The organism is Gemmatimonadota bacterium (assembly GCA_040388625.1).
In the GTDB taxonomy this organism is placed as follows: domain Bacteria; phylum Gemmatimonadota; class Gemmatimonadetes; order Gemmatimonadales; family Gemmatimonadaceae; genus Fen-1247.
In genome coordinates this window covers 99,173-125,422 of record JAZKBK010000004.1, presented here as the reverse complement: position 1 = coordinate 125,422, position 26,250 = coordinate 99,173, and the positions used below count along the sequence as shown (strand labels likewise).

The 26,250-nt window shown below is 58.6% G+C and carries 21 protein-coding genes; 19 read left to right on the top strand and 2 right to left on the bottom strand.

All coding sequences use genetic code 11. The features are described 5' to 3' along the window. The first annotated feature begins 53 nt into the window (after window positions 1-53). The 18 genes from pseG to V4529_08990 all read left to right on the top strand — a co-directional run bounded on the left by pseG (window position 54) and on the right by V4529_08990 (window position 21,522). On the top strand, window positions 54-1,082 hold the full coding sequence (pseG, locus tag V4529_09075) for a UDP-2,4-diacetamido-2,4,6-trideoxy-beta-L-altropyranose hydrolase (GenBank protein ID MES2358481.1): 1,029 nt from the start codon (window positions 54-56) through the stop codon (window positions 1,080-1,082). Further along, on the top strand, window positions 1,079-1,600 hold the full coding sequence (locus V4529_09070) for a GNAT family N-acetyltransferase (GenBank protein MES2358480.1): 522 nt from the start codon (window positions 1,079-1,081) through the stop codon (window positions 1,598-1,600). The genes pseG and V4529_09070 overlap by 4 nt, the downstream gene beginning before the upstream one ends. 15 nt (window positions 1,601-1,615) lie before the next feature. After that, window positions 1,616-2,674, top strand: a complete 1,059-nt coding sequence (gene pseI / locus V4529_09065) for a pseudaminic acid synthase (GenBank protein ID MES2358479.1) — start codon at window positions 1,616-1,618, stop codon at window positions 2,672-2,674. Window positions 2,675-2,677: 3 nt separating this feature from the next. After that, window positions 2,678-3,553, top strand: a complete 876-nt coding sequence (locus tag V4529_09060) for an aldo/keto reductase (GenBank protein MES2358478.1) — start codon at window positions 2,678-2,680, stop codon at window positions 3,551-3,553. After that, window positions 3,550-5,610: an aminotransferase class III-fold pyridoxal phosphate-dependent enzyme gene (locus V4529_09055; GenBank protein MES2358477.1), complete on the top strand. Its 2,061-nt coding sequence runs from the start codon at window positions 3,550-3,552 to the stop codon at window positions 5,608-5,610. Before V4529_09060 ends, V4529_09055 begins: the two co-directional genes overlap by 4 nt. A 31-nt stretch (window positions 5,611-5,641) precedes the next feature. Then, on the top strand, window positions 5,642-6,457 hold the full coding sequence (locus tag V4529_09050; protein ID MES2358476.1) for a hypothetical protein: 816 nt from the start codon (window positions 5,642-5,644) through the stop codon (window positions 6,455-6,457). A gap of 434 nt (window positions 6,458-6,891) precedes the next feature. Continuing rightward, complete coding sequence (locus V4529_09045; GenBank protein MES2358475.1) at window positions 6,892-7,257, top strand: hypothetical protein; 366 nt, start codon at window positions 6,892-6,894, stop codon at window positions 7,255-7,257. A gap of 34 nt (window positions 7,258-7,291) precedes the next feature. Next, window positions 7,292-8,692, top strand: coding sequence for an MBOAT family O-acyltransferase (locus tag V4529_09040; protein MES2358474.1), 1,401 nt, complete (start codon window positions 7,292-7,294; stop codon window positions 8,690-8,692). After that, window positions 8,692-9,861, top strand: a complete 1,170-nt coding sequence (locus tag V4529_09035) for an SGNH/GDSL hydrolase family protein (GenBank protein ID MES2358473.1) — start codon at window positions 8,692-8,694, stop codon at window positions 9,859-9,861. The genes V4529_09040 and V4529_09035 overlap by 1 nt, the downstream gene beginning before the upstream one ends. Before the next feature lie 334 nt (window positions 9,862-10,195). Next, the gene (locus tag V4529_09030; GenBank protein ID MES2358472.1) at window positions 10,196-11,722 is read left to right on the top strand and encodes a hypothetical protein; all 1,527 of its coding nucleotides are present in this window, start codon (window positions 10,196-10,198) and stop codon (window positions 11,720-11,722) included. Further along, window positions 11,716-13,488, top strand: a complete 1,773-nt coding sequence (locus tag V4529_09025; protein ID MES2358471.1) for an ABC transporter ATP-binding protein — start codon at window positions 11,716-11,718, stop codon at window positions 13,486-13,488. The genes V4529_09030 and V4529_09025 overlap by 7 nt, the downstream gene beginning before the upstream one ends. Window positions 13,489-14,136: 648 nt before the next feature. Beyond that, on the top strand, window positions 14,137-15,012 hold the full coding sequence (locus V4529_09020; GenBank protein MES2358470.1) for a hypothetical protein: 876 nt from the start codon (window positions 14,137-14,139) through the stop codon (window positions 15,010-15,012). A gap of 2 nt (window positions 15,013-15,014) precedes the next feature. Further along, entirely contained in the window at window positions 15,015-15,635 is a 621-nt protein-coding gene (locus tag V4529_09015; GenBank protein ID MES2358469.1) for an acyltransferase, read from the top strand. Then, window positions 15,635-16,732 (top strand): glycosyltransferase family 1 protein, encoded by a 1,098-nt coding sequence (locus V4529_09010; GenBank protein MES2358468.1) that lies wholly within the window; start codon window positions 15,635-15,637, stop codon window positions 16,730-16,732. The genes V4529_09015 and V4529_09010 overlap by 1 nt, the downstream gene beginning before the upstream one ends. 467 nt (window positions 16,733-17,199) lie before the next feature. After that, window positions 17,200-18,012, top strand: coding sequence for a glycosyltransferase family 4 protein (locus tag V4529_09005; protein MES2358467.1), 813 nt, complete (start codon window positions 17,200-17,202; stop codon window positions 18,010-18,012). Further along, entirely contained in the window at window positions 18,009-19,256 is a 1,248-nt protein-coding gene (locus tag V4529_09000; protein MES2358466.1) for a hypothetical protein, read from the top strand. Before V4529_09005 ends, V4529_09000 begins: the two co-directional genes overlap by 4 nt. A 140-nt stretch (window positions 19,257-19,396) precedes the next feature. Next, window positions 19,397-20,326 (top strand): GNVR domain-containing protein, encoded by a 930-nt coding sequence (locus V4529_08995; GenBank protein MES2358465.1) that lies wholly within the window; start codon window positions 19,397-19,399, stop codon window positions 20,324-20,326. A gap of 5 nt (window positions 20,327-20,331) precedes the next feature. Next, window positions 20,332-21,522, top strand: coding sequence for a glycosyltransferase family 4 protein (locus tag V4529_08990; protein ID MES2358464.1), 1,191 nt, complete (start codon window positions 20,332-20,334; stop codon window positions 21,520-21,522). A gap of 18 nt (window positions 21,523-21,540) precedes the next feature. Here V4529_08990 and V4529_08985 read toward each other — a convergent pair whose 3' ends face one another. Together V4529_08985 and V4529_08980 are read right to left on the bottom strand one after the other, a co-directional pair. Then, the gene (locus V4529_08985; protein MES2358463.1) at window positions 21,541-22,518 is read right to left on the bottom strand and encodes a GDP-mannose 4,6-dehydratase; all 978 of its coding nucleotides are present in this window, start codon (window positions 22,516-22,518) and stop codon (window positions 21,541-21,543) included. A 39-nt stretch (window positions 22,519-22,557) separates the two neighbouring features. Further along, on the bottom strand, window positions 22,558-24,264 hold the full coding sequence (locus tag V4529_08980) for a capsule assembly Wzi family protein (GenBank protein MES2358462.1): 1,707 nt from the start codon (window positions 24,262-24,264) through the stop codon (window positions 22,558-22,560). A gap of 11 nt (window positions 24,265-24,275) precedes the next feature. Between V4529_08980 and V4529_08975 the strand changes: the two genes are divergently transcribed. Then, window positions 24,276-26,024 (top strand): capsule assembly Wzi family protein, encoded by a 1,749-nt coding sequence (locus V4529_08975; GenBank protein MES2358461.1) that lies wholly within the window; start codon window positions 24,276-24,278, stop codon window positions 26,022-26,024. Window positions 26,025-26,250: the final 226 nt, after the last annotated feature.

The window sequence follows — 26,250 nt, the reverse complement described above, 5'->3', positions numbered from 1 at the left end:
CGCGGTGCGAGGCGGTTTTCGGCTGACGGCGCTGGTAAATCATGCGAGTGCTGATGCGCGCGGATTCCTCGGCGGATATCGGCGCGGGCCATATCAGTCGTTGCGGTGCACTTGCAGAGGCGCTGTTTGCGCGCGGAGTTCGCGCCACGCTCCTCACGCGGGACCTCCCCGGCTCGGTGGCGCGGTCAACCGACGCAATGGAGGTGCTTTCATTGCCGCCGACGCTGCGCGAAGATCGACTATGTGATTGCCATGCCGCAGAGATCGCGCGCCGGTGGTTCGAAATGGACCACGAGCCGTCGTGGCTCGTTGTTGATCATTACGACCTGGACGCAGGGTGGGAACGTGCCGCCCGTGGCGACCGGACAAGAGTATTCGCGATTGACGACCTTGCGGACCGTCCGCACGCATGCGAGTTGCTGCTCGATCAGAATCTCTCCGACGACGGTGCGCGGCGATATGCCTCACGCGTGCCACCCGACTGTCGTCTGCTTTTCGGTCCGCGATTCGCGTTGTTGCGTCCGGCGTTCGCCGAGGCTCATGCAAGTGCGCTCGTACGCCAGCGGGTGAAACGAGTACTGTTGTTTTTCGGTGGTGGCGATGTCTTTGACCTGACGACCGAGGCGATTAAAGCGATCGGACTGCTGGAGCCTACGGATGCGCAGTTTGACGTTGTCGTTGGCGGTGGCAACTCGAGAGCCGGTGCCATCCGCACCCTCGTATCCGGAATGCCTTCGGTAACATTTCACTTTCAGACGGACAGAATGGCTGAGCTGATGGCGACCGCGGATATCAGCGTAGGCGCTGGAGGGACGGCGACCTGGGAGCGTTGCTGCGTAGGCTTGCCCGCCCTTGTGGTCGTGACAGCGGAAAATCAGCGGCGGGTTGTAAAGGACGTGTCCGAACATGGCGCATGTCGGGATCTGGGATACGCCGGCGATGTAACATCCTCCACGATTGCGGCGGCGCTTGATGATGCGTTGTCCGGGCGTCTTGACCTCAGCGGAATGTCGCGTGCAGCATTTAGCATCGCGGATGGCAAGGGCGCTGCACGTGTCGCCGAAATCATGCTTTCCGCATGACGGTATCACCAAGCGTAATCACGCCGTCCTTGAGGCTGGCGACAGCGACAGACGTCCTCTTGTATTTTGAATGGGCGAACGACCCGGACGTGCGGAAGATGTCGTTCGATGGTAACTCAATCCCGATCGATGCGCACCGCGTCTGGTTCACGAGGAAATTGGAATCCCCAGACGTGCTCATGCTTGTTCTCGAGGCTCCCACTCCCGTCGGCCAGATTCGATTCGACGTTGCGAACGACGTTGCTCTGATAGGGTTCTCGCTTGCAGGGCACGCGCGTGGGCGAGGGCTCGGCTCCTATCTTCTGCGTCAGGGATGTCAGCATCTTCACGCGCGATTCCCCGATGTGAGAACTGCTCGCGGTCTGGTAAAGGCGGCTAACATCGCGTCGCGTCGTGCGTTCGAAGCCGCAGGATTCCACGTCGCGGCGGAAACGCGCGAGTCCGGTGTCCCCGCGCTCATCTACGACATCGATCTCGCCCGGTTTACCGCAGCTACCCCCTCTACCGCGTCAAGCTGAAATGCCATTATGTCACTGCCATTCATAACAATCGGGGAGCGGCGTATAGGCGCTGACTTCCCGGCCTACATTGTCGCCGAGCTGTCCGGTAATCACAACGGTGACCTGGGGCGGGCGATTGAAACCGTCCATGCGGCTGCCGATGCAGGCGCTGATGCGTTGAAGCTCCAGACGTACACTGCGGACACAATTACAATCAAGTGCGACCGACCGGATTTCATCGTGGGAGGTACTGGACCGTGGGGTGGCATGTCTCTCCACGAGCTATATGACGTAGCTCATACCCCATGGGACTGGCATGAGCGACTCTTCGATGTCGCGGCGTCGCGTGGCTTGCAGATATTTTCCACGCCGTTCGACGCGACTGCTGTCGACTTTCTCTCCCAACTTGGCGCTCCTGCATTCAAGATCGCATCGTTTGAGATAGTTGACGACGCGCTGCTTGTGGCCGTCGCCGCAACCGGAAAGCCGATCATTTTATCGACAGGTATGGCGAGCCTCGAAGAGGTGGCACACGCGATCAGCGTGCTCCGAACCGCGGGTGCCGTCGAGACGCTCGTGCTTCGTTGTACTAGCAGCTATCCTGCGCCTGACGACTCGATGCATCTATCGACGCTTGGCCGCCTGGCGGAGATCACTGAAGGTCCGGTTGGGCTGTCCGACCATAGTCTCGGTTCAACAGCCGCAGTTGTCGCGGTGACATTGGGAGCATGTTTCATAGAAAAACACTTCACGCTCTCGCGTGCTGACGGCGGCGTGGACAGTCATTTTTCGCTCGAGCCAAGCGAATTCAGGGAGATGGTCGATGACGTGCGGAGAGCAGAGGCGATGATCGGGCGACCAACATTCGGTCCCGGCGTCGCGGAGGAGGGAAGCGCGGTATTCCGCCGGTCGCTGTACGTGGTAGAAGACATAGCAGCGGGCATGCCATTGACGCCGCTAAATGTACGGTCGATTCGCCCGGGCTTTGGGATGTCGCCACGGTACCTCGATGCTGTACTGGGACGGCGTGTCGTGCGCGACGTCGTGCGTGGCACACCTCTGTCCTGGGACACCATTTCGGACGCGAGCTGATTGGTGGCTCCTGAGTTCAAGCTTGATCGCATCGTACTCGGTACGGTGCAGATCGGACTTCCCTATGGCAAGAGACGAGGGTCGGGCCTGATGTCGGAAGACGCTGCGGAGGAAATCCTCGACGCAGCGTGGGACATGGGGATCAGGAACTTCGACACTGCGGAAGCCTACGGCGTATCGGCCGCTCGTTTGTCGGACTGGCTTGGCAAGTCCGGTCGTCTGCAGTTTGCTCATGTGATCACGAAAATCGCGGCGACGTTACCAACTGAGAGGATCGGTTTGGCGGCGTCAGATGCGATCGGGAGGTTCCACGGTGCCAGGAAGGTTACGCTCCTGTCGCATGGTCCTATCAGCGCGCGCAACTGGAGTGCCATGCACGCGGCGTCGGTTATGGAGGATGCTCTCGCAGGCCAGAGTGTGTACGAACGCCAAGAGGCGCTGGATGCCTGGTCACGGGATGGCGTCAGTGTGGTGCAGGCGCCAGCCAACGTTTTTGATTCGCGTGCGATGATCGCACTCTCGGACGACTCGCGAGAGATGCATTACCGTTCGGTGTTTTTACAGGGCTTGCTGCTCGATGCGCCATCTGTCGCGGACGCTCGCGTCGCAGGTAGCGGCAGACTGGCTGAAGCGGTGGGCCAAGCCGCGGCCGCGATCGGAACCCCTGCGGCCGCGCTGCTCGCAGCGGCGGTCCTCCGCGCTTCCAGGCCAGTCGACAAAATTGTCTTGGGCGCGGACAAGCCAGAAGACTTGATGCCGATCCCAGCGGCTTTGGAAGCGCCGGAGCGTAGCGTCGACGAATTTCTGGACCACATCGCACGTGTGCCGGCACCCGCTGAGACGGTGTTGGACCCTCGTACCTGGGATTCGAAGCGATGACGCGCGTCGTAGCCCTTATCCAGGCCCGCACAAGCTCATCCAGGCTGCCGGGCAAGGTGCTTCTGCCGATCGGTGACCGGCCAATGATCGCGCGTGTGGTTGATCAGGTCTCCGCTGCGCGAAGGGTGGATCGATGTGTCGTCGTAACATCGGTGGACGTGTCGGACGATCCGCTCGCGGCGTGGCTGTCAGAGAATGAGATTCCATTCTTCCGCGGAAGCCTTGACGACGTTCTCTCACGTTTCGTCGAGGCGGCGAGGGAAAACGACGCGGACGTCGTCGTGAGGCTGACAGGTGACTGCCCGCTCCACAGCGGCGACACGATCGATGACGTTGTCGAGGCATTTCAGGCAGGCGACTTCGATTACGCCTGCAACGTCGACCCGTATTCGCGTCCGGACGGGCAGGACGTCGAAGTGATGACGAGAGCGGTGCTCGAGACTGCGCTACTGCGTGGGACGTCGGGTCCCGATCGTGAGCACGTCACACCGTACGTGCGTCGGGCGCCGGAAGTCAGGCGTTTATATTTCCAGCACCTGTCCGGTCCGCCAGGTGCACACTTGCGCTGGACGGTGGATAATCCCGCCGACCTGGAATATGTTCGAACTATCTGGTCAGAGCTCGACCGACTCGGGCCAGGTCCACATACTTATGAGGCAATCATGGGCGTAGTCGCAGAGCTTGCGCCGACAGCCGCTACAGCAATCGCTAACGAAGGGTATTACAAGTCTCTTTTTGACGCGGCGACGGGTGACAAGGCCAAACCTCGCCCTCTGGCGAATAGCGAGGCCTGGCTCACACGTAGCTCGCGGGTCATACCCGGCGGTGCGCAGACATACTCCAAGAGCTGGCGCCAGCACATTCGTGGTGTTTCGCCCGTTTTTCTTGACCATGGGGCCGGTGCTCGCGTATGGGACGTCGACGGCAACGAATACATTGACCTCATTCAGGGCTTGCTGCCAAACATCCTTGGGTATGCCCACCCGGATGTAGATCGCGCCGCCTATGAGCAGGCGTCCAAGGGGCATAGCTTTTCGCTCGCACATCCGCTCGAGGTTGAACTCGCGGAGCGCCTTACGCGCATCATCCCGTGCGCCGAGATGGTGAAGTATGGCAAGAACGGGTCGGATGCCACGGCAGGAGCGGTGCGTGCTGCACGCGCATTTACCAAGCGTGAGCGAGTCGCCGTTTGCGGGTACCATGGCTGGCAGGACTGGTACATTGGAAGCACGTCCCGTACTGCGGGCGTTCCGGCAGCGGTCCGCGAGCTGACGCACACATTTCCATATAACAACCTTGAGGCGCTGGATCAGCTTCTGTCCGCGCACAAAGGCGAGTTCGCCGCAGTGGTCATGGAGCCGTTCAACTTCTTCTGGCCGGCTGATGGTTATCTCAAGGGCGTTCTCGATATTACGCATCGCCACGGTGCGCTACTGGTATTCGACGAGATCTGCACGGGCTTCCATCTTGGCCTCGGCGGTGCGCAGCAGATGTTCGGCGTAACACCGGATCTCGCCACGTTCGGCAAGGCGATGGGCAACGGCTATCCAATCAGCTGCATTGTCGGACGTGCGGATGTGATGCGCACTTTCGATGATGTATTCGTGAGCTTCACATTTGCGGGCGATACGTCAGCGATGGCAGCATCGATGACAGTGCTCGACATCCTCGAGAACACCGACGCGTATCTGCGCATGGAGTCCGCCGGAAAGCGGCTTTCCGACGGTGCACGATCACTCGCAGCACAAGCCGGTCTGAGTGATAGGTTCCAGATGCTGGGACATCACAACTGGTCGCTGATGCGTTTCCTGAGCGCTGAAGGCACTGACGACCCGGTCTTGAAGACTGCATGGACGCAGGAAGTAACGCGGCGCGGCGTGCTGGTGTTGGCGACGCACAATATTTGCGCTGCGCTCGACAACGCGGCCGTCGAAGCTGTACTGGGCGCGTACGCTGAGGGATTCAAGCGGGTTGGGGCGTTGATCGCCGAGGGTGCGGATCTGGCCGCGGAGTTGGACGGTCCGATTCCGACGCCGGCATTCCGCGCTCGGGGCTGACCATCACGAGAATACCTCCGACGGCGACTCGATGATCGGTCAGTTCATCTTTCCGACCTGCGAGGTTGCGGGGTTGCGGGTCGCCGCGTATCTCCGAAACACACCGCGTGCTGCGGGAAGTCAGTCCGGCGATATCGGGGTCGAGCTGCAGGTGTTCCAGCGCGGCGAGTTGGTCGCGCACGAGCCCGAATTCGGCACGATACCGTTCGGGGGTGTGTTGGAGGTGTCGGAGAGAACCTGCGCGGCGCTGGCTCCCGTTGGCGCCGATCGGCTCGTCGTCGCGCGCTGTCGTACAGCAGATGGATCGGATGCCTACTTTGCGCAGGAACACCATCTCTCGTATGAGAATCATCGTACGGGCGTGTTCGATTCACTGCTGTATGATCAGCTCCCGCTAGTCAAGCCGGGCCGTCGGGCGTCACCAATCATTTTGCTCGCTCCCAAGGCTTGGATCAGTGTGGATGTAAACTCGTTCGTTGCGTTCGCCAACGTTGGCGCATTCGCGGCAGCTGAACCGCAAGCAGTGCCATTGGTTGTTTCGGTCCTGTCTACGGCCGGCGAGGTCTTGTCCACGGATACGTATGACGAGCCGCAGAACAGCGCGCTGCTCTTCGACGTTCGTGCCGCGCTGCGAGGGAAGCTCGGGAATTCTGATGTTCCTCAGCTTGTCAACGTCGTCGCTCGCGGCGGCGCTAGTATGTACGCAATTATGACGTTCGTCGTAAATCAAGTCACCGGAAATTTCGCGCTCGAGCATTCACTTTCTCCACACTACTACGTGACCGAAGGACTTGCCCGCGTTCGAACAGAAGCACTGTCCACGCTGCATACTGCTGGAGCACGATAGTGTCGCTTCCCTCGTTGTCGACGGCACCCGGCTCGTTTGTGCGTCGCGTAATGGGGTCCCGGAAAATTCTCCGCTGGCTGCCCCGGAACCTGAAGCTTGGCGATCCCGTTCTGCAATTCTTCCTCAACGGCTTCGGAAAGACGACGCGATACACTTTTGTGAATTTTCCGTCTTTGTATGCCCCCGGGACCGCGCACCCCTGCATTTATGACCTCGTTTTGCACGACGCTCTCGGATCGATCGCCGGACGCGCCACGATCGAGGTCCCCGTGGCTGGAACGGCGGATGTGGTATTGGGAGACGTTATGCGTACTCCATTACCAGAGCTAGGAATTCTCTCGGCTCGAATCCGCTCCCCGAGACATTTTGATTACAGCGATCGACATTTGGGAACTGTACGATCCTTCTTTTACGCCGCGTATCATGATCAGGCGATGCGCTCGATTTCGGTAATCCATCCGCAAACAGCGAAGTACAGCGCGCTTCCGGATCGGCCCACTTGGCAGTCGAACATGCTCCTGTGGCCGTTACGCGTGAATTCCTTCGAACTGCTGTTGATGAATCCAACGACCGTGGACTCCGTCACGGATCTACGACTCGTTACAGGAAACGGAGAAATAGTGGCGTCGAGCGCTGCGACGATTCCGCCCTTCGGTGCCCGTCGAGTGGTGTGGGAATCGGCGCCGCTACAACAGTATCCCTATGTCAGCGTGTCGGCCGATATGCTCGCCGCCCCCAACGCCAAGCCACTTGTCTTTCTCAACTTTGACAACGGTGCATTCAGCGCAGCCCATAGCTAGTATTGGCGGGTTAGTCCGCTGACGCTCTAGCGCCGTGCTGTTCAACTCATTCGAGTTTCTGCTTCTTTTCCTTCCGGTAGTGCTGGGCGTTGCCCTGCTGCTCCGCGGGAATGCGTTGCTATTCTGGATTGCGCTGGCGAGCTGCGTGTTTTACGCGTTCGCCGGGCATTCGTGGTTCCTAATACCAATGGGAATCTCGACGACCCTCGATTTCTGGGTCGGCGGTCGTATCGGCGCGTCGTCCAATCCGCGCGTTCGCCGAGCCTATCTGATTCTGTCCCTTACGGCGAATCTGGGGCTGCTCGCATACTTCAAGTACTCCGGGCTGATTGCGCGAACCATCGAATCGGCGCTCAATGTCGTTTCACCGCACGCTGGTAATGCTGCATGGGTGGACCTGTTCAGGGTCGTGCTTCCCGCAGGAATATCGTTCTACACGTTTCAGACGATATCGTACGTTATTGACATCTACCGACGTCAGAGCCCGCCAGAAAGAAATTTTCTCAAATACCTGTCATTCGTCGCCTTCTTCCCCCATCTCGTCGCGGGTCCGCTGACGCGCCACCACCAGTTGATCCCCCAATTGAGTCGTATCGCCGAGCGTGGAATTACACCACGTTGGCGAGCTGCGTTGATACTGTTTGCAGTGGGGCTGGCAAAAAAAGTGCTGATTGCTGATCGAGTCGGCAATGCAATCGATCCCGTAATCGCAACCATCGGATCGCAAGGGTTTGTCGCGTCGTGGCTGGTCCTGCTGGGTTACTCGGTACAGATATACTTCGATTTTAGTGGGTACTCCGATATGGCGATCGGTCTGGGGCGGCTCTTCGCGATCGAACTCCCTCAAAACTTCAATAGCCCCTACCAGGCGACTAGCCCGAGCGATTTCTGGACGCGATGGCACATAACGTTGAGTCGGTGGCTGCGCGACTACCTCTACATCCCGTTAGGCGGTAATCGGAAAGGCGACATGAGAACGAAGGTAAATCTCATGATCACGATGGTTCTCGGCGGGCTGTGGCACGGCGCCAACTGGACTTTTGCAATGTGGGGCTTATTCCACGGTCTGTTGCTCTGGGGCTATCACGCAACCTCGGAGAGTTGGGACGTGTGGCCGGAATGGTGGCGCCGCGTCGCGACGTATCTCTTAATGACACTTGCGTGGGTGTTTTTCAGAGCGCCGACGCTGTCACTGGCTGGTCGATGGTTCGGAGGCCTCGCTGGCATGCGCGGGTTGGGTGCATTAGAGGCCGTATCGCCGCACATGGCGCTTCTGATCCTGGCCGCCGTTGTCGGCTCGATGACGATGCGGAACGTGTATCAGCGCGACATGTCGACACTTTCGCTAACGCAGGCCGGTTTCATTGGCGCTGTCGCTGGTGTCGCGCTCGTGATGATGAACTATTCGTCGAAGTTCCTGTACTTCCAGTTCTGATGGAAGGAACGCCGGCAAGTGTCCCTGGGGTGCCGAGACGTTCATTCGCGTTGTTCGTAGCGGCTGTCTGCGCCGTTTGCGTGGTAACGTACACGATCAATGCGCATTACGATGTCTCGGCTCTGGACCAGGGTGCATTGATAACGCGACTGGCGACGGCCCAAACGGGCTCCGACTTGCTAGTTTGGCAAGACGCCTTCGACCAACGCGCCTGGCTCAAGGAACGATTACTCGATCCGCGCGCAGACGAGCAGTTGCTGATCCTGAGCAGTAGCACATTGGGTGGCCTGAGCCAGGCGATGTTTCCACGACGTACTGTACTGAATGGCTGGCTGTCTGCTCCGACGATAGAGGATTTCGAAGCCAGTACAGTATTGCTGGACCATGCGCCCCATAAACCGCCAATCGTCGTGCTCGGAATCGATGCCTGGTTTCTTAATCCGGTGATTGACGATCAGCGATGGCGTAGTCTGACGGCGGAATACATTGCGTACCACCGGGCTGAGGGCGAAGGTGTCCAGGTCTACGCTCAAAGACCTCTACGATGGTGGGCGACATTCAAGGAGCGTTTGACATTTGCGACACTGCGCGAGACGCTTCTGTTCGTTCGCCGAGCTCATCGTGCGTCGGAGCCCATAAGTCCCTGGCTTGTTAGAGCGACACCTGCGGAGTATTGCAGCCGGATTTCCGCCGAGGAGTACATCAGAACCGCCGTTGGCGACTACGTGAGTTGCCCGGGGCTTCGGAATCCTCAGGCGGTCGTCGATAGCGAGGCGACGACATATCTATCGCTCAATACTCATTCGATGGCGGAGTGGCGCGTCGTCGATCGCTCGCGGGCGTTCCGCCTGGAGGCTGCTATCGAACACATCCGGAACGATGGAGAATCGGTGGTCGTAGTGGCTCCTCCATATCACCCCGTTACATACGCCGCGCTTCGCTCAAATCCCAACACCGCGCGCAATCTCGATGAAGTGGATAAAATCTTGGGCGAAATGGCTCACCGTACAGGGGCGGAGTATATAAATCTCCGAGACCCATCTGATCTCGGCTGCGTCGCCGAAGATTTTTTGGATAGCCACCACACCAAGGCGAGCTGCGGGCGCAAGATCGCAGAGCGTATAGCGGCTGCGGCAGATGCGTCGGCGGGGAGCCGCCAGCCCAGGTGAGTTGCAGTGCCCTCTATGAGCGCGGGGTGCGCCGGCCAGCTTTCCCCTGGCGGTACATCGCGGATATATTTCACGGTTGCATGGCAAGCAGTGGCGTAGATTCCGGAATGTGCACTGTTGACCTATCGCGGGTCGGACGCGCCCCAGACTTTCGCCTCACCCGGCGCCCGGGCGCTCGATTTTTGGCGCCTCCGGTCGCCTGGCGAGTGCAGCGAGATGCTTCGCCGAGCCATCAGCACGTCCGCGGCGATTGCGACCGTACTCAGGGCACGCGACCGGCGGTCGCACGAACGACCTCACGAAACACCGACGTTCGAAGCGTGGTGGTCGCAGGGTGAAGGTATTGATCCTGGATCACCACTTCAAGCAGGACATCGACGCGCTTGCGCGGGTCGCTTCCGACGACGATATCGTAAGACTCGTTCCGGCAGAATTTTTTGCGTCGCGCGCACGGGAGATATTTCCCCGGGACGTATTCGATGCTGATCTCTCGCGATATCATGCACCGGAATTCGCCAACCAGCGCGCAATGTATCGAAAGCTGGCCATGCATCTGACTTCCGAGCTCTACCTGACGTTTCCTTTCGACGTACTCGTCTTGCCGTCGGATACGTTCTTCTATATAAGAGACGTCATCGACACCGTTCGCGAAATGGGGATAGCAATCGTTGTCGTTCAAAAGGAGTCTGGTGTGTCCGCCAAATCGCTGGAGCACCACGCCATGGAGATGCGGCGTTGGTTTCCATTCACTGGCGATGTAATGACCGTCTGCAGTGAGAAGTCGAAAGACTTCTGGGTTGCGTGCGGTGCGCGACCGGAGCAGGTGTTAATCCTAGGGCAGCCGCGTTTCGATGTGTACTGTTCGCGAACAGAAGCTGCAGATCTCTCAGTGCTGGGTGTGGATGCAAGCGCCGGTAGGCCTACCGTGTTGTTCCTATCCTACGATCTTGACGCGTACGCGGAGGAGCGCAGTCTGGGAGCGGCGCACAGACCGTGGGAGCGATTGCATCAGGAGACGGAAAGCGTGCTGCTCGACCTCGCTGCGAAGGGAGAATTCACGCTGATCATCAAGCCACATCCGCAGCAGAATGCGAGCCAACTGGCGCACCTTGTGAATCGCGTGAATCACGTGCCGAATACGTTCATTTTGCCGGCTGGCGTGGATACGAGATCGCTTCTACTGTCGGTCGATACCGTGGTCGGCTTCCAGACGACCGCGATCGCGGAAGCGATGATAGCCGGCAAGCGAGTGCTCTACACGTTCTGGACGGAGAATGTCGAGCGAGTCCAGACGTTGCTATTGCCCTTCCATGAAATGGGCGATGCGATCGAGGTTGCAACCTCTCGTAGCGACTTGTACGAACGATTACAATCTCCGGTAGCAGCACTGACTGAAGACGTGAAGCTGAAGCGACAACGATACTGCGAGCCCTATCTTGGGATTGTCGACGGGGCTGCGGCAACTCGGGTCTGGAGCGTTGTGCGGGCGAATGCCGATCGACACATTAGCGCGAGTGCAACCGGAGGGCTGGACGGCCGATCGCTTGCGTATTGCCGGACGGAAGCAACACGGGCCGCTCGCAGCAGCATCGTGTGGGGTATTCTGGCCAAGGGCGCATCCTTTTTCCCGGGAGCGCGCAAATTGGCCGCTCGCGCGGAATGGCGTCGATGGCTGGAGATTGAACGCGTCACAGAGTGCCGTGAACGAATTGCGGGCGAATATCGAAGGACAGGATCGTTGCGTGGGCCTCGTTCTGACGGTGTGTTCGGGGCTGCGCGGCGCCTCGTGGCGGGATTAATCCAGCCACGCTCCGATCTCGATAACGTGCCGGCGAGAGTGCACCGTGCGCGACCATGCTGACTCTTCTTCGCCAGCTGGGCGCCTTCTTTCCCGGCCGGGATCGGGTACGTCTGATATTCGTCCTGGCGTTAAACGTGCTTGGCGCGCTGGGCGAGACCGTGGGCGTGGCGCTGATCCCCGCGTATGTCGCGCTGCTCAATGCTCCAGCGGCGGCGCGGAAATTCCTTGCGGGTCATCATGGCCGGTGGTTCGTGAATGGAACAGACTCCGAGATGCTGGTACGTGCCACCGTCACGCTGGCGCTGTTCTTCGTACTTAAGAATGGCTATCTGCTCGCGATGACGTATGTGCAACGGCGGTTTATTGCAGGTCGCCAGGTAACCCTGTCAACGCGACTGTTACGGACGTATCTGTTCAGCCCGTACACGTTCCACCTGACGCGCAATACAGCCGAGCTCTTGCGCAATATCAATTCGGAGGTGAATCAGGTTTTCAGCGGCGTGCTGCTGCCGCTCATCGCCCTGATGTCGGAACTGCTGATTCTGATCCTCGTTGGTGTTCTTCTGTTCTCGGTAGATCCGTTGTCCTCAGGTGTCGCGTTGGCGCTTATCGCTGGCGCAACGGCCGCCTACTATGGCACCATCAGACGCAAGATAAGCAGGCTCGGCCGACGTCAACAGGCGAGCGGGGCAGAGCTCATCAAGTGGGTGAACCAGGGGCTTGGCGGGATCAAGGAAACTAAGGTTCTTGGGCGGGAGGCATTCTTTCTCGATGCCTACGGCCGGAACGTGACCGAGTGGGTACGTGCCGGAACGATGTTGCAGATGCTCAATGAATTTCCACGTTACCTGATCGAAACGATTGCGATGTGCGGTATGGCGGTGGCTGTGGTGGTCATGGTTGCCGCAGGCCGCGACATACAGAGCATCCTGCCCAGGATGTCGCTGTTCGCGGTTGCGGCGTTACGCTTGATGCCATCCATGAACAGAATGGTTGGCGCTGCAACCTACCTGCGCTACCATCGCCACGCCGTGGATGTTGTTTACCACGACGTCACCGAGACCCATGCCGATGAGCGGGCATCTGCCGGCGGCGACGTGGTTCTGAAGAGTGAAATCACGCTTCGCGACGTAACGTATCAGTATCCGGGCGCGGACGCTCCCAGTGTGCGGGATATTTCCTTGGTCATACCGCGAGGCGCGTCGGTCGGATTCGTTGGCGCATCCGGTGCTGGAAAGACTACGATCATCGACGTCCTGCTGGGATTGCTAAAACCGACTGCAGGCGCCGTGTTAGTCGATGGAATCAATATCGAGACGGGCGTACGGGACTGGCAGCGAAGGATCGGTTACATTCCGCAGACAATCTATCTTTCGGACGATTCGTTGCGTCGTAACATCGCCTTCGGACTGGCGGATTCGGAGATTGATGATGCAGCGGTATGGCGAGCGATTGCCCAGGCCCAACTTGACATGCTCGTCCGCTCGCTCCCGCTGGGGCTGGATACGTTTGTCGGAGAGCGCGGCGTTCGCATATCCGGGGGCCAGCGGCAGCGTGTGGGAATCGCGCGCGCATTGTATCACAATCCCGAAGTTCTCGTAATGGATGAAGCCACGGCGGCACTGGATCATCGCACCGAGAAGGAAATCACTGACGTCATTCACGAACTTCGGGGTAGCAAGACAATGATCATGATTGCGCATCGGCTTAGCACCGTGCGGCGCTGCGACATCCTATTTGTGATGGCCGACGGTCGGCTCGTTGATCAGGGCGGATACGATGCTCTTGTCAAAGCGAGCCCAGTGTTTCAGGGAATGGTTGGTTAGATGGCTCGGAAGCGTTTGTTGGTCTATTCGCCGTTGGCGATCTGGCAGCCGCCGATCTATGAAACGCAGTTGGAGATTGTGCAGGGTTATATCGATGACGGTTACGACGTAACTGTGCTAACGTGTCACGCACATTTGCCTACGTGTGAAGCAAACCCAAGTCACTTGTGGTCAGTATGCACACTGTGTCGCTCTCGCGCTAAGTCCGGATTCGAATGGCTTCGCGGCCGATTTACTGTTGCCGATTTCTTGGATGTAACGCCGGACCAGCAAAGGCGCATCGCCACCATTGCGCGGACTCCTTTTCGGACGCTAGAGGAACTCCGATCCCTCACCGTGGATGGTTCCGATATTGGAATGGCGGTACTAAGTAGCGTTGTCAGTTCGCTTAGGGATCCCAACCCGGATCTGGACGCGAATCGCGCGGGAATCGTAGAGGGAATTCGAGCGGCGGCCGTCGTCCATTTCTCAATTGTGAATCATATTGCCCGTCTCCGCCCGGACGTACTGCTCTTGTTTAACGGTCGTATTGCGAGTCTGAGGCCAGCCCTACGGGCCGGACAGGCGTCGGGAGTGAGGACAGTTGTATACGAGGTAGGGGGTTCGCCCGATCGTTACCTCACGACAACCAATACCTATCCCCACGACTTGGCGACGCTAAAGGACGTCTTCAACAGCGCGTTCGACGAAGCAACGGAAACCCCAGAGGAGAAGGCGCAGATTGCAGATTCATGGTATGAAGCACGGATTGCCAGTCGTCCGGCTGATGGAATGTCGTTCACCGGGAAGCAAGAAGCCGGTCGCATTCCAGAGAGGCTTCAAACCGACGGGCTGCGCGTCGGCGTATTCATATCGTCCGAGGACGAATTCGTCGCGATCGATGGATGGAAGCCGCCGCTCTACGCCAATCAGGCCGACGGTATTCGTCAACTTCTCGCGGCCTTTGCCGATTGCAGCGGTGTGCAATTTGTGTTGCGTGTACATCCAAACTTGATCGGGCTAGACAATGCGCAGACGCGGGAACTTGCCGTAATCGCGCGGGATTATCCTGATCTGTATGTCATTGAGGCTTCTTCACCGGTTCACACGTATTCGTTGATTGAGGCTGTGGATATTGTCGTAACCTTTGGCTCGACGGTCGCCATTGAAGCCGTCTATCTTGGGAAGCCATCAATAATGCTTGGGCGACATATCTTTGAAGACATGGGCGGCGTGATTCGCCCGCCAACGCATGAGGAATTGGTCGCGATAATCCGCGGCGCTATTAGCGGCAAACCTGTGGATGTGCAACCGGGTGCTAAGCAGGCCGCTATCCGATTCGGCTTTGCGCAATCCCGAGTTGGCGTGCCATACAGGTACGTCGTCCGTGACGGCGCTGATCGTGCAGTAATGGTCAGAGACGGCCATAGCTATCGATTGCGCTCCAGCCTCACTGCCAGGCTTGTCACGGCGCCGGCTCGCGCCATTCGGAGGCTGACGAGCTCATTGGTGCCGAAACACGTCATGCCGTCATCCAGCATATGATCATGGACGCGCTTCGGCGGCTGCTGTACGATCCACGAAGGGTCGCACGCACGGATCGTAGGATTACGATTGAATCCACCTCGATATTACTTAAATCGACGCGTTTCAATTTTCAGGCCGCGGGCGGATCCGTTCACGTCGGCGCTGACTCGATTGTTGGTGGAATATTTACCTTCGAGTCCGACGCCGGCGAGATTCGTGTAGGAGCGCGGAGCTATATCGGCGGCGGAACACAAGTCATTGCGCGCTCGAGAGTTGCGATTGGTGATGACGTGATGATCGCATGGGGGTGTTATCTATACGATCACAACGGGCACTCGCTGAATTTCCGCCATCGGATTGCGGACATGGCGGCTCAAGTAAAGGCTCATCGTGCTGGGCTTCCGTTGATTGCCGGCAAAGACTGGACAACGGTAGACACTTCCCCTATCACGGTGTGCAATAAGGTCTGGATCGGGTTCGAAGCTACGGTATTGAAAGGCGTGACCGTTGGGGAGGGAGCAGTTATAGCCGCGCGATCAGTCGTTACCAAGGACGTGCCACCATGGACGGTCGTTGCCGGTAACCCTGCAACAATTGTCAAGTCAATTGAGCCAGCGGACAGGCCGCGTACGAACGATTAATGGCGCAGCTCGTGTACGATCACCAGATATTCTCACGTCAGCGTTTTGGTGGCGTGTCGCGCTACTTCGTGGAGCTGGCCGCGGGAGTAGCGGCAAACTCGGAGTTCGCAACATCAGTAGTCGCGCCGCTACACATGAATGTGCTCCTGGCGGAGCGCCGAGACGTGCCCCTGGTGGGCACGTACGTGCCACACATACGCGGTACGGGTGCCTTGCGATTTGCTGTGAATGCGCGGGTCAGCCACCGCCATCTCCGCCGTATGAGGCCGGACATTGTTCACGAAACGTATTTCTCCGACGTGTCAGGAACACCATGCTCGTCGACGGTAATAACGGTGTTTGACATGATCCACGAGTTGTTTCCGCAGTTCTTTCGGCCTGATGATCCCACGGCGCGGCGTAAGCGCGCCGCGGTGCAAAGAGCATCGCACGTGATTTGCATTTCAGAATCCACGCGACAGGATCTCCTAACTTGCATCGACGTCGACCCGGAGCGCGTTTCCGTTATTCCCCTCGCGGCCAACGATAGTTTTGGGACCGCCAGTCTTTATCCACGGTCGGTACCCATGCCATACGTTCTTTATGTCGGCGAGCGAGAAGGGTACAAGAACTTCAAAATGGCTCTCTTGGCGTTTCTCAAGAGCGGACTTCCGTCGAAGGGCGTGGCCCTCGTATGCTTCGGCGGAGGGGCTTGGTCCGCAAGCGAAGCACAGCTTGTTTCCGAAAGTGGGATGCCACAATCGCTGCTGATCCACCGGCATGGCAACGACAGGGCGTTGGCGGAGCTGTACCAGAACGCCGAGGCTTTTTTGTACCCCTCGCTTTACGAAGGGTTTGGCATTCCACCACTGGAAGCAATGAATTGCGGGTGTCCGGTTATATGCTCGCATACGAGTTCTCTTCCGGAAGTTGTTGGAGACGCGGCAGAACTCTTCGATCCGGCTGATGTTAACGACATCGCGCGCGCGCTTCGGGCTGTAGTTGGAGACTCTGGTCGCTCGCGGGACCTCCGCTTCCTGGGTGCGCGCCGTGCATCGGAATTTTCCTGGATGCAATGCGCACTTCGCACCACGGAAATTTATCGGCGCATGCTGTGAGCAGTTTGCCTGACTCGCATTCGGTAAGCAGCGGGCCGCCTTCTCCTGGCACCGGGCGGATAGCGTGTGCGTTTGTGGGAATTTTGGATGATGAAGGCCGAAATGGAGAGAACGCCGCATATAGTCCCGCCGGTGCGCAATTCCAGGAGTCTCTCTTGGAGGCGTTGGGGTCGACGTCACTGAATGTGACGCGCGTGTACTCACTGCGACCCGTCCAGTCCTATCCGAAATGTCGGACGCTGCTCTTCGGGGCAAGGGAGACGCTGTGCAAGACGATCCCGATGACTCTGCTGCCGTTCGTAAATTATGGTCCCTTAAAGACTCTCACGAGCGGATTCGCGTTATTCCCCAGACTTCTCGCGTGGGCGTGGAGAGAGAGACATCGGCCTCGCGTAGTGTTGCTTTACAACCTGTATAGTCCCCCGGGAATTGTCAGCATTGTCGCTGGCCGCCTGACACGAACGCCCGTGGTCGCAATCGTCGCCGATATTCAGGTCCCGGGGCAGGGACTGCTACCCAGGACAATTCTGCGACTTCTGGACTTCCAACTTCAAATTCGTACACTGCCGCTATTTGACGGGCTTGTGGTCCTCACGAAAGCAGTGGTGGAGGATTTTGCTCCGGCGGTTCCATGTATGGAACTGGACGGTGCCGTACCGGAATCCTTGATGGACCCGTTGCAGTTGATCGACCGCGAGGCCGATGGTGATTCGCGCTGCATCATTATGTATGCGGGTGGCTTGTCGGAGTTAAAGGGGGTGCCATTGCTCCTGTCGGCGTTTGCCATGCTTGATGGCGAGGGGTTCGAGCTTTGGGTCACTGGCCGCGGCCCTTTGGAAGCGCTTGTTCGCCAGGCTGCCGATCACGACGCCAGGATCACGTATTGGGGGTTTCCGGCGCAGGAGAAGCTCCACGAGTTATATGCCCGGGCCGATGTCTTGGTCAACCCGCATTCGGCATCGACCGAGTCTGCGCGCTATCTTTTTCCATCCAAGCTGATAGAGTATCTGGCAACCGGTGTCCCAGTGGTATCCACGTGCAGTACACCGGCGGTACAAGCGTGCTATGGCGATGTTGCTGTGGTGTCGGGCGACGGCGCGCCAGCGAGTTTGGCAGAGGGGTTGCGAAGGGTAGCGAGCATGTCGAGGCTCGAGCGGCGCGCTATTGGACGCCGTGGTAGGTCGTTTGTACTGAGAGAGAAGAGCTGGCGCGGACAAGTCGATCGGGTCTCTGCTTTCGTGGGCGCACTAGTCGAGCATCGAGGGACATCAACGAAGTGACAATTGACATTCGGGCGCTCGCCAGAAAATTGATAATCCTTGCGCTTGTGCTTACACCCTTCGTGAGCATTGGTGACGTGCTTGCTCTCTTCGGGGGCTCAATCCGTTCGCAGGTGATTGCTTCGACACCCGTTTACCTGAAGCTCGTAAAGGACGTGCTCATGGTCGCGCTTGTCGCTTTAGGTATCGCGAAGTTGGCGCGGTCCGGCCGCACGAACGTTCTCGCGATTCCTTTCTTGATTTTGTTGTTGTATACACTTATCGCGGCTTCGCTCGCTTCCGATAGTCCGACCCTAGCATTAGCCGGGCTGCGATGGATTCTGCCCGTGTTCGTCGCATTCTTTGTCTACGAATTCGTAGACGATCTCCTCATGCAGCGGATTGCACGCACACTAGCAGCGCTCCTGTTCGTCCATTTTGGATTGCAGGTTGTTGAACTGTTTTACATGAGTCACTGGTATGGCGCAAACGTTCTCGGTCTCGCCGCACGCGTACCCGGGTTCTTCCTTATCCCAAGTACCGCTGGTTTCTTTGCTGTTGTTACTCTTTATTTTGTGCACTTCTACGACACAAGCCCACGTCAGCGCTGGGCCATCTACTGCGTGGCACCGGTTAGCGTGTTTCTCACCCAATCTGGCACCGGCCTGATCGCCACTGCGGCTGTCGCAGCCCTGATTGCGCTCGGCATTCGCCGTGTCTGGCTGATTATCCCGTTGGGAGGGCTCGCTGCGGGCGTGATCGTTCCGTTACTCCCGGTGATTACGGGAAGGCAAGCAGACTACGTTACGGTTTCGGGCGGTACTCGTGTGCAGATATTTGCAGACCTATTTCGCCATATCGAGCTAGTCCCGACCGCGTTCGGATACGTCACGAATACCGCAGTATCACTATTTGCCAACGGTGGAGCGAGCCTTCGTTCCGACGTAATACCGACGATTGTCGATTCCACCTACGCAAGCATAGTAGGAAATCTGGGCATTGGGGGTACTGTCTTTTTCGCAATCTTTTGTGCAACCTGGGCTATAGTCGTGGTGTGTAGTCGTCGCTTGGACCTCTACGTTGCGACCGCCATATTCAGCTTGTATGGGTTCACGACAATAATCTTCGAGGCGTATCCGATGAATGTGCTGTTATCCGTTTGCGCCGCATACTTCTTGAGGGCGACGTACGTGCCATTCTGGTCGGGAAGACAGAACGCTGCGTTATCCCTCCCACCCCGTATCAGCTCTCGCATACCCGTCTGATGAATCTCACTGAGCCACCGGTGTTCGTTGAAGGCCCTGATCAGATATCCGTGGCGGCGCTCGGCCGAGGCATTTGGCGCAGCCGAGCGTTAATTGTGGTCACTATGCTGGTTGTGGGTGCTGCCGGACTTACGCATGCGGTGTTTCGTCGAACCACCTACACGGCGACGGCGTGGTTCAGACCCCAGTCGCAGCCGTCCCAAACCCAGTCGATTGCGGGCCTCGCCTCGCAATTCGGACTGGTGCTGCCGCTGGGCGGCTCGGGAATGACTCCGCAGGCGTACGCCGACCTTGCGACGGCCAGGGAGGTGTTACGACCCGTATCACTTTCCTCCTATACTTATCAGGACGGTGGACGAACCGTGACGGGTCGACTGGTCAATCTTTACAGCTCTGGCCCCGCGCCTCTCGAACAGCGTGTCGACGGAACGGTCGGCCTGCTCACGAGGCAGGTAAACACGACAGTGTCCAAGACTGGAGCTATCGCGCTTCGGGTCACCACCGCACATCCGGAGCTCTCAAAGGAACTCGCAGCGAGCATAATTGATCAAATCGACAGCTTGAATCTCCGTACACAACAGGGTCGTGCCACACCTGAGCGGGTATTTATCGAACAACGCCTCACGGTAGCTCAAGGCGAGCTACGCCAGGCTGAGGACCGTCTCACTGCCTTTCTCGAGGCAAATCGTCAAATTGCGACGCCGCAGCTGCAGTTAGATCGGGATCGCCTCAGCCGAGATGTTGCAATGCGACAACAGCTTTACACGTCGCTCGTCGAGGCATACCAACGAGCTCGGATAGACGAAGTACGCGATATGCCGGCGATCACTGTTCTCGAGGACGCGGAACTTCCCTACGCGCCCGACTCGCGACGGATTGGATCGACGACCGCGCTCGCACTTGCACTGGGTCTGGTGCTGGGTCTCTTTCTGGCGTTCATTCGCGACACTTGGCGCAGTTTGCGCAGAGTTGCGGACGCGGAGTCGGTGACGAACGAATCTGGGGCTGATAGTGTTTCACACCAGCGGATGCCGCTTAGACCTGGTTCGAGACCGGCGGGGACGCTGTAAAGCGAGTGCCCCACACACGATTACATGTCGTTCACGTCTGTAGACGCTTCTCTGGATCGAGCGGTGGCACGACCACGTCGGTCCGTCAGTTCCAGTCGGCGTTGGGAGGCCAGGTCGTGGCGTTTCAAGACGCGGGTGACGACGTCGGCAACCCAGACGTGGTATCCGTCCGGTGCGATCCAGGCTGGCTGGGACAAACGTACGGGTGGGCGGATCATCGCGCTTTAGCAAGCGCCCGGTGCGTGCTGGACCGAGCTGACCTTGTCGTCTGCCACATGCTACTGCAGTACCACGCACAGTGGGCAGCGAAACATGCGCGGGAACTCGGAATACCGTATTGGATCGTTCCACACGGTACTCTGGACCCATATGTGTTTTCGTATCGCGCCATGCGAAAGCGTTGGTGGATGAAGTTGGTTGGCGAACGGCTCGTCCACGAGTCAGCGCGAGTTCTTTTTGCCACGCGGCGCGAATGTGCAAAGGCTGAATCGGTCGTCGGACCGCTGCACAATACATCAACGCTGCCGTGGCCCGTGCAAAGTATCCCCCTGGCCGACAAGGCTGAACGACGCGCAGCGATCCGCCGAACGCTCGGCATTCCAGAATCGGAACGTGTACTGCTGTATGTCGGCAGACTGCAGCGCATGAAGCGATTGATGGAAACGGTCAGCGCTGTTGGTGGTGCGCCGCATCACGGTGTATCCCTTATTGTGGTGGGTCCGGATGGCGATTTGAAGCGATCAGAGATGGAGGAATTGTGTCGAACCAGAGGCTGGTCAAATATCCGTTTCATGGGTCCCGTATACGGGAACGAACTGTTCGATTTCTACAAAGCTGCAGACGGTTTTATATCGCTCTCGATGAAAGAGAATTTTGGTCACAGTGTGGCCGAAGCGCTTGCGACGGGGCTACCAATCATCCTCTCGCCGAGTATAGATCTAGTTCCAGAGATTTCGGATGTCCACTGTGGCTGGATGCTCGCATCAACGAGCGAAGAGACTGTTGCGGGCGCGATACACGACTTCTGGAGCGCCTCACCCGAGTTACTTGCGGAATTGGGCGCTCGTGGTCGGCGTTGGGTTCGCACGGTACTTTCCCCGGCGGCATTTGAAGAACAACTACGACGGCTCGCGCGCATCGACGTGAGTCGTTACAGGGGAGATACGGAACGGGTCGAGGATGGCAACCCCGTGTGATGCTGCGTGTATCCACGCTCACACGGGCCGATTATTGCCTTCCGCATAGACCATCTGCCTTGCAATGTCTGCGAGGCGAAATTGAGCATGCCAGCCCAACTCGCTATGCGCCTTAGCTGGATCTGCCGCGCCGTAGCGAATGTCTGTAGGCCTCAGCAAGGACCGGTCGGTTCGAACATGGTTGCGCCAGTTGAGACCAACATTTGAAAATACCTCAGCGACAAAATCGCGAAGCGATCTTGTCTCTCCGGTGGCAATTACGAAGTCATCTGGATGGTCGCGTTGCAACATCATCCACATGGCCTCGACATACTCAGCTGCCCATCCCCAATCGCGTTCGATTTCGATGTTGCCGAGCACGAGGTCCTCACTGCTGCCAGCCGCTATTCGACAGGCAGCGGCAACGATCTTTCTGGTTACGAAACGCTCAGGGCGGAGCGGAGATTCATGATTGAATAGTATCCCTGTGCACGCGTAGAGCCCGTATGCCTCTCGGTAGTTGGCTACCTGCCAGTACGCCGCGGCCTTTGCCACCGCGTAGGGGCTGCGAGGCGCGAATCGTGTCGTTTCGTTCGCCGGCGCGCCATCCGTGTCACCGAAGACTTCGCTTGATCCCGCGCTATAAAAGCGTATAGGCAGATCACTGAAGCGAATCGCCTCCAGCAAGTTCAGCGTTGCTGTACCTATGCTCTCCAATGTTTCGACGGGTTGTTCGAATGACAGACCGACGGAACTCTGGCCTGCCAAGTTATAGACTTCGTCCGGTTTCACGCGTTGCAGGATTTGCAGAACACTGCGGAAATCTGTCGGGGACATCGATGCGAGGCTGACCTGCTTTGCGATACCAAGGCTGTGGAGATTCGCAAATGTGGAGGCTTGTGCATCACGTGACGTACCCACCACGTTGTATCCCTTTTCGATTAAGAGTTGCGATAGATATGCGCCGTCCTGTCCCGACGCTCCGCAAATCAATGCCGTCTTTGGCTTGCCAGTCATATGGTCACCACGGCCGAGTACTCCACGGAATGTCGCAAGCTAACGTAGATGGGTAACGATGCCGATCGTCGCGTTGATGTTTGTTTCCACCGGGAATGCAACATCACGTTTTCCTCGGGTCATCGATATCCCATACGTCAGATCGGCGACGGACCCGAAACGGTATCGCTCATACCCTATCGTGGCAAACAGGTGTGACGCATTCGCGGACGTGAAGTCGAACGCCGTTAACGTACGCTGATTGTTATCCACGATCCGCTGCACGTACCAAGTGCTTCGCCCACTCGGTGAATAACTCTCCCACGCAACCTGCGCCCCTGCCGGCGAACCGACTCCGATATCCGCCCCCAGCAGCTGCCCGTCCTCCGTATGCCCCTGCCGCAACGGGCTGTGCACGTAGATGAGTCCTTCATCGCGATGCCTGTTCAGCGTCGGTGCCGTCCCGTCGATATACTCCGCTCTCAACGCGTGAAACGTCGTGTCACTCGTCGCAAATGCCTTCCTGAATCCCACCATCGCGATACGTGAATGATCCGGCTCGGATTGCAGATCGCGTATGTCCGCGTTGTGATCCTCGTGCCCGTACTCCGCATAGAACTCGAATCCGCTGTGCGGTAACACCCATCGCCCGAACAACGACGCGATCTGATTCTTCAACGCGTCCTTGTCATCTATCCCCGGCAACGCTACACCACGTGCTAGCGAGCTCTTGAGGATCCCCTCGAACGGCGACTTCAGCTCTGCAGAGCCTATGCTCCCGAACCACGCCTGGTGAAAGAACCTGGCCGCACCCAGCTCCAGGCCGGGGATGGGCGCAGGTGAGAACGTTACCACCAATCCCGACATGAAGCGCTTTGTTCCAGCGTGATTCGCGTCGGTGAATGTGTCGGGCCCGACGACGGGCGAGAACGCGGACTGCCGCTCGAGCCCGTATACCACCCGCGCCTGGACCTTCCCGATTCCGATGTTGGTTGGCCGCTCCGTTCCGAGGAACGCATGTGGAATTCCAGCGGCGTTGTTGCCGAGTATCACGGGAAAGACGGTCGCCGGCCCCCAGTACTGATTGGCAGTACTGAACCCCGCCGACACGCCGAACCAGTCGATGCGCAACGTGCTCTGACCCCAGTCGAAACGCGAGTAAGCTCCATCGCCGAATCGCTGCGGAAGATCGACTTCACTGGGGAAATCCCCGTTCGCAAATCGTCCGTTACCGGTTTGCCCGTTCGGCTGGAGCTTGAACGACGAGTTCTGTGCGCTGAACACGACCGGATCGAGTACCAGCGATATCGGTCCCCACGCGGCTGCAACACCACCCTGCAACGACGTAGTCGCGCCACGTCCGGCCCACACCGCTCCGTCGTTGCTGCCCCACGGAAACGCGCTGTTGAAGCCTACGTTGGCCGCGAGTGGGAGAACCGAGAAGTGATGTGCGCTGTCGGACTTGAACATCCAGGTCGTTCGCCATGGGTGTGCTCCGCTAATCTTCGACAAAGAATCGACTTCCGGAGCGGAGAACGGTCGCAGCCCCCACGCTCCCAACGGCACTTTCCCGAGCGTCTGCAGATAGCGCACGTAGTTGTCGAGCTCGAAGCCTGCGGGAATCCCGCCTCGCGCGCCGGCAACACTGGATTCGCTCTGCGCGATGGCTGTCTGCGACATGACGACCAGTCCGATGCCGCCAGCCAGGGCGGCACGGATGGCCTTGCGGATGGTGTTGCGAGTGACCCTGTTGGAGTAAATTGGCATCGGTGACGCAAATGAAACTGACGGAGCCGCCCATGCGACGTGTGTCGCATCGCTCGGCCCAATCTACTCGCTACGAGCAGCGCGCGCAGCTACGCACTCCGTGGATGGCGCTCATGCTGTCACTCACGTTCGGCGTCACGGCGTTGCCACTCTCGGCGCAGACTGCCCGGCCGCAACGTCAGATCGGTCCCATTACATATCCGACGTCGGATGCCAGCGATCGAATTCGGCTGTCTCAGCTGGCGGGCGATACGGCACATCTGGGTGCGTATCTCGTCCGGTCGCCATCGACGATTCTTTTCGGTGACAGCACTCTCGTTCCTGCGCGACGGTCGCTCAAATGGCTGGCGCCCGACGTCCACATGACAGTCAACAGCGCGATTCCGCTCTCACTCAACGAAGGCGGCATGTGGGCCGGACGTGGTGTGTCCACACGTCTCACCGGTGGCGCCGAGCTTTCGACGGGACGACTTCGCGTCGTGGTAGCACCTGAGTTCTGGACAACCATCAACGCGCGCTTCGATCAGATATCGCGCAAGAATGGGTATTACTACTACCTCGCCTACGCGCCGCAGTCCCGTGATGGCGGTGGTTTCGCGAATCGCTGGTACGCGCAACCGTATTCGGCGGATCTGCCGTGGCGCTTCAGCAGTTCACCCATGGGGCGACTGACCCCAGGTCAGTCGGGAATCTGGTACAACAGCGGCGCGATCGAGTTTGGGGCGACGTCCGAGAACATGTGGTGGGGTCCCGGCATTCGGAACGCCATAATCATGAGCGATAACGCTGCCGGAATTCCCAGGCTGGAGATGCGTACCGCGCGACCATTCAAGACGCGCGTTGGAAACTTCGAGGCGCACTGGTTCGTTGGCGCGCTGTCGGAATCACAATTCTTCGATACAACGAAAGCGAACGACGTGCGCTCGATTGCCGCGGCAGCGGTCACGTGGCAGCCGGTCTTCCAACCCACGCTCACGCTCGGTGTTACTCGCGCCGTTTACGCGACGTCAAGTGGATATGGGTCCGTCCCTTTTCGCTGGTTCGACGTCTTCGCCAATACGGGCAGCCCAGCCAATCACCTGCCGTCGGATTCGTCGCTCACGCCCGGCGGCCGCGATCAGCTATTCTCTCTCTTCGCCCGGTGGGTATTCCCGGACGATGGTTTCGAGGCATATACCGAATGGGCGCGCCAGGAGCTGCCTGCTTCACTGCATGACTTCATCGTCGATCCGACCCATTCCCACGGCTACACGCTCGGTCTCCAGTACCGACGCCCCGGGCCAATCGACAAACCGACATTTCGGGTCCAGGGCGAAGTGACCACGCTGGAACAGAGTGGCGACTTCAAGAACCGTCCGGTCGGCGTTTTCTATACCAGCCGCCGGGTGATTCAGGGCTACACCCAGCTTGGCCTGCCAATCGGCGCGTCATTCGGGCCTGGCGGCTCGAGTCAGTGGCTGGCCGTGGACCGGATCTGGTCTGGTGGGGCAATTGGTGTAACATTCAATCGCATCCGCTGGAACGAAGATGTGCGAAGCACCTTTACGTGGCCGGCCTACCTTGGGTATTGCAATCACGACGTGTCCATCATGCCAGGAGTTCGCGCAGGCCACAATGTCGGCGGAGGGTATCTGTCCGGCAACGTGAGCTTCGGCGACAGGCTGAATTACAACTTCCAGAACATCTCCGGTTGTAAGGGCCCGGCTATAGTGGATGTGCACAACACGAGCGTTTCCATCTCGTACTCCCCCTTCAAGTGACGCAACCGCTGGGCGGGCGGGTCATCTGGCCAGATACTTGCGCGGGTCGCCCGACGAGGATGTCCAACCGCTCTGTTCGATCAATTTCGCCCGATCTGCATGACGCCTGATTCGTCATCCGAGCCAGCGCAGCGATTAAGGCTCCATTCGTTACCCAAAACCGTTCCAGGCCGCCGAGCCCCCAGTGCAACAGCTGAATGGCCGGCGCGCGTACTGCGTCAGCGCC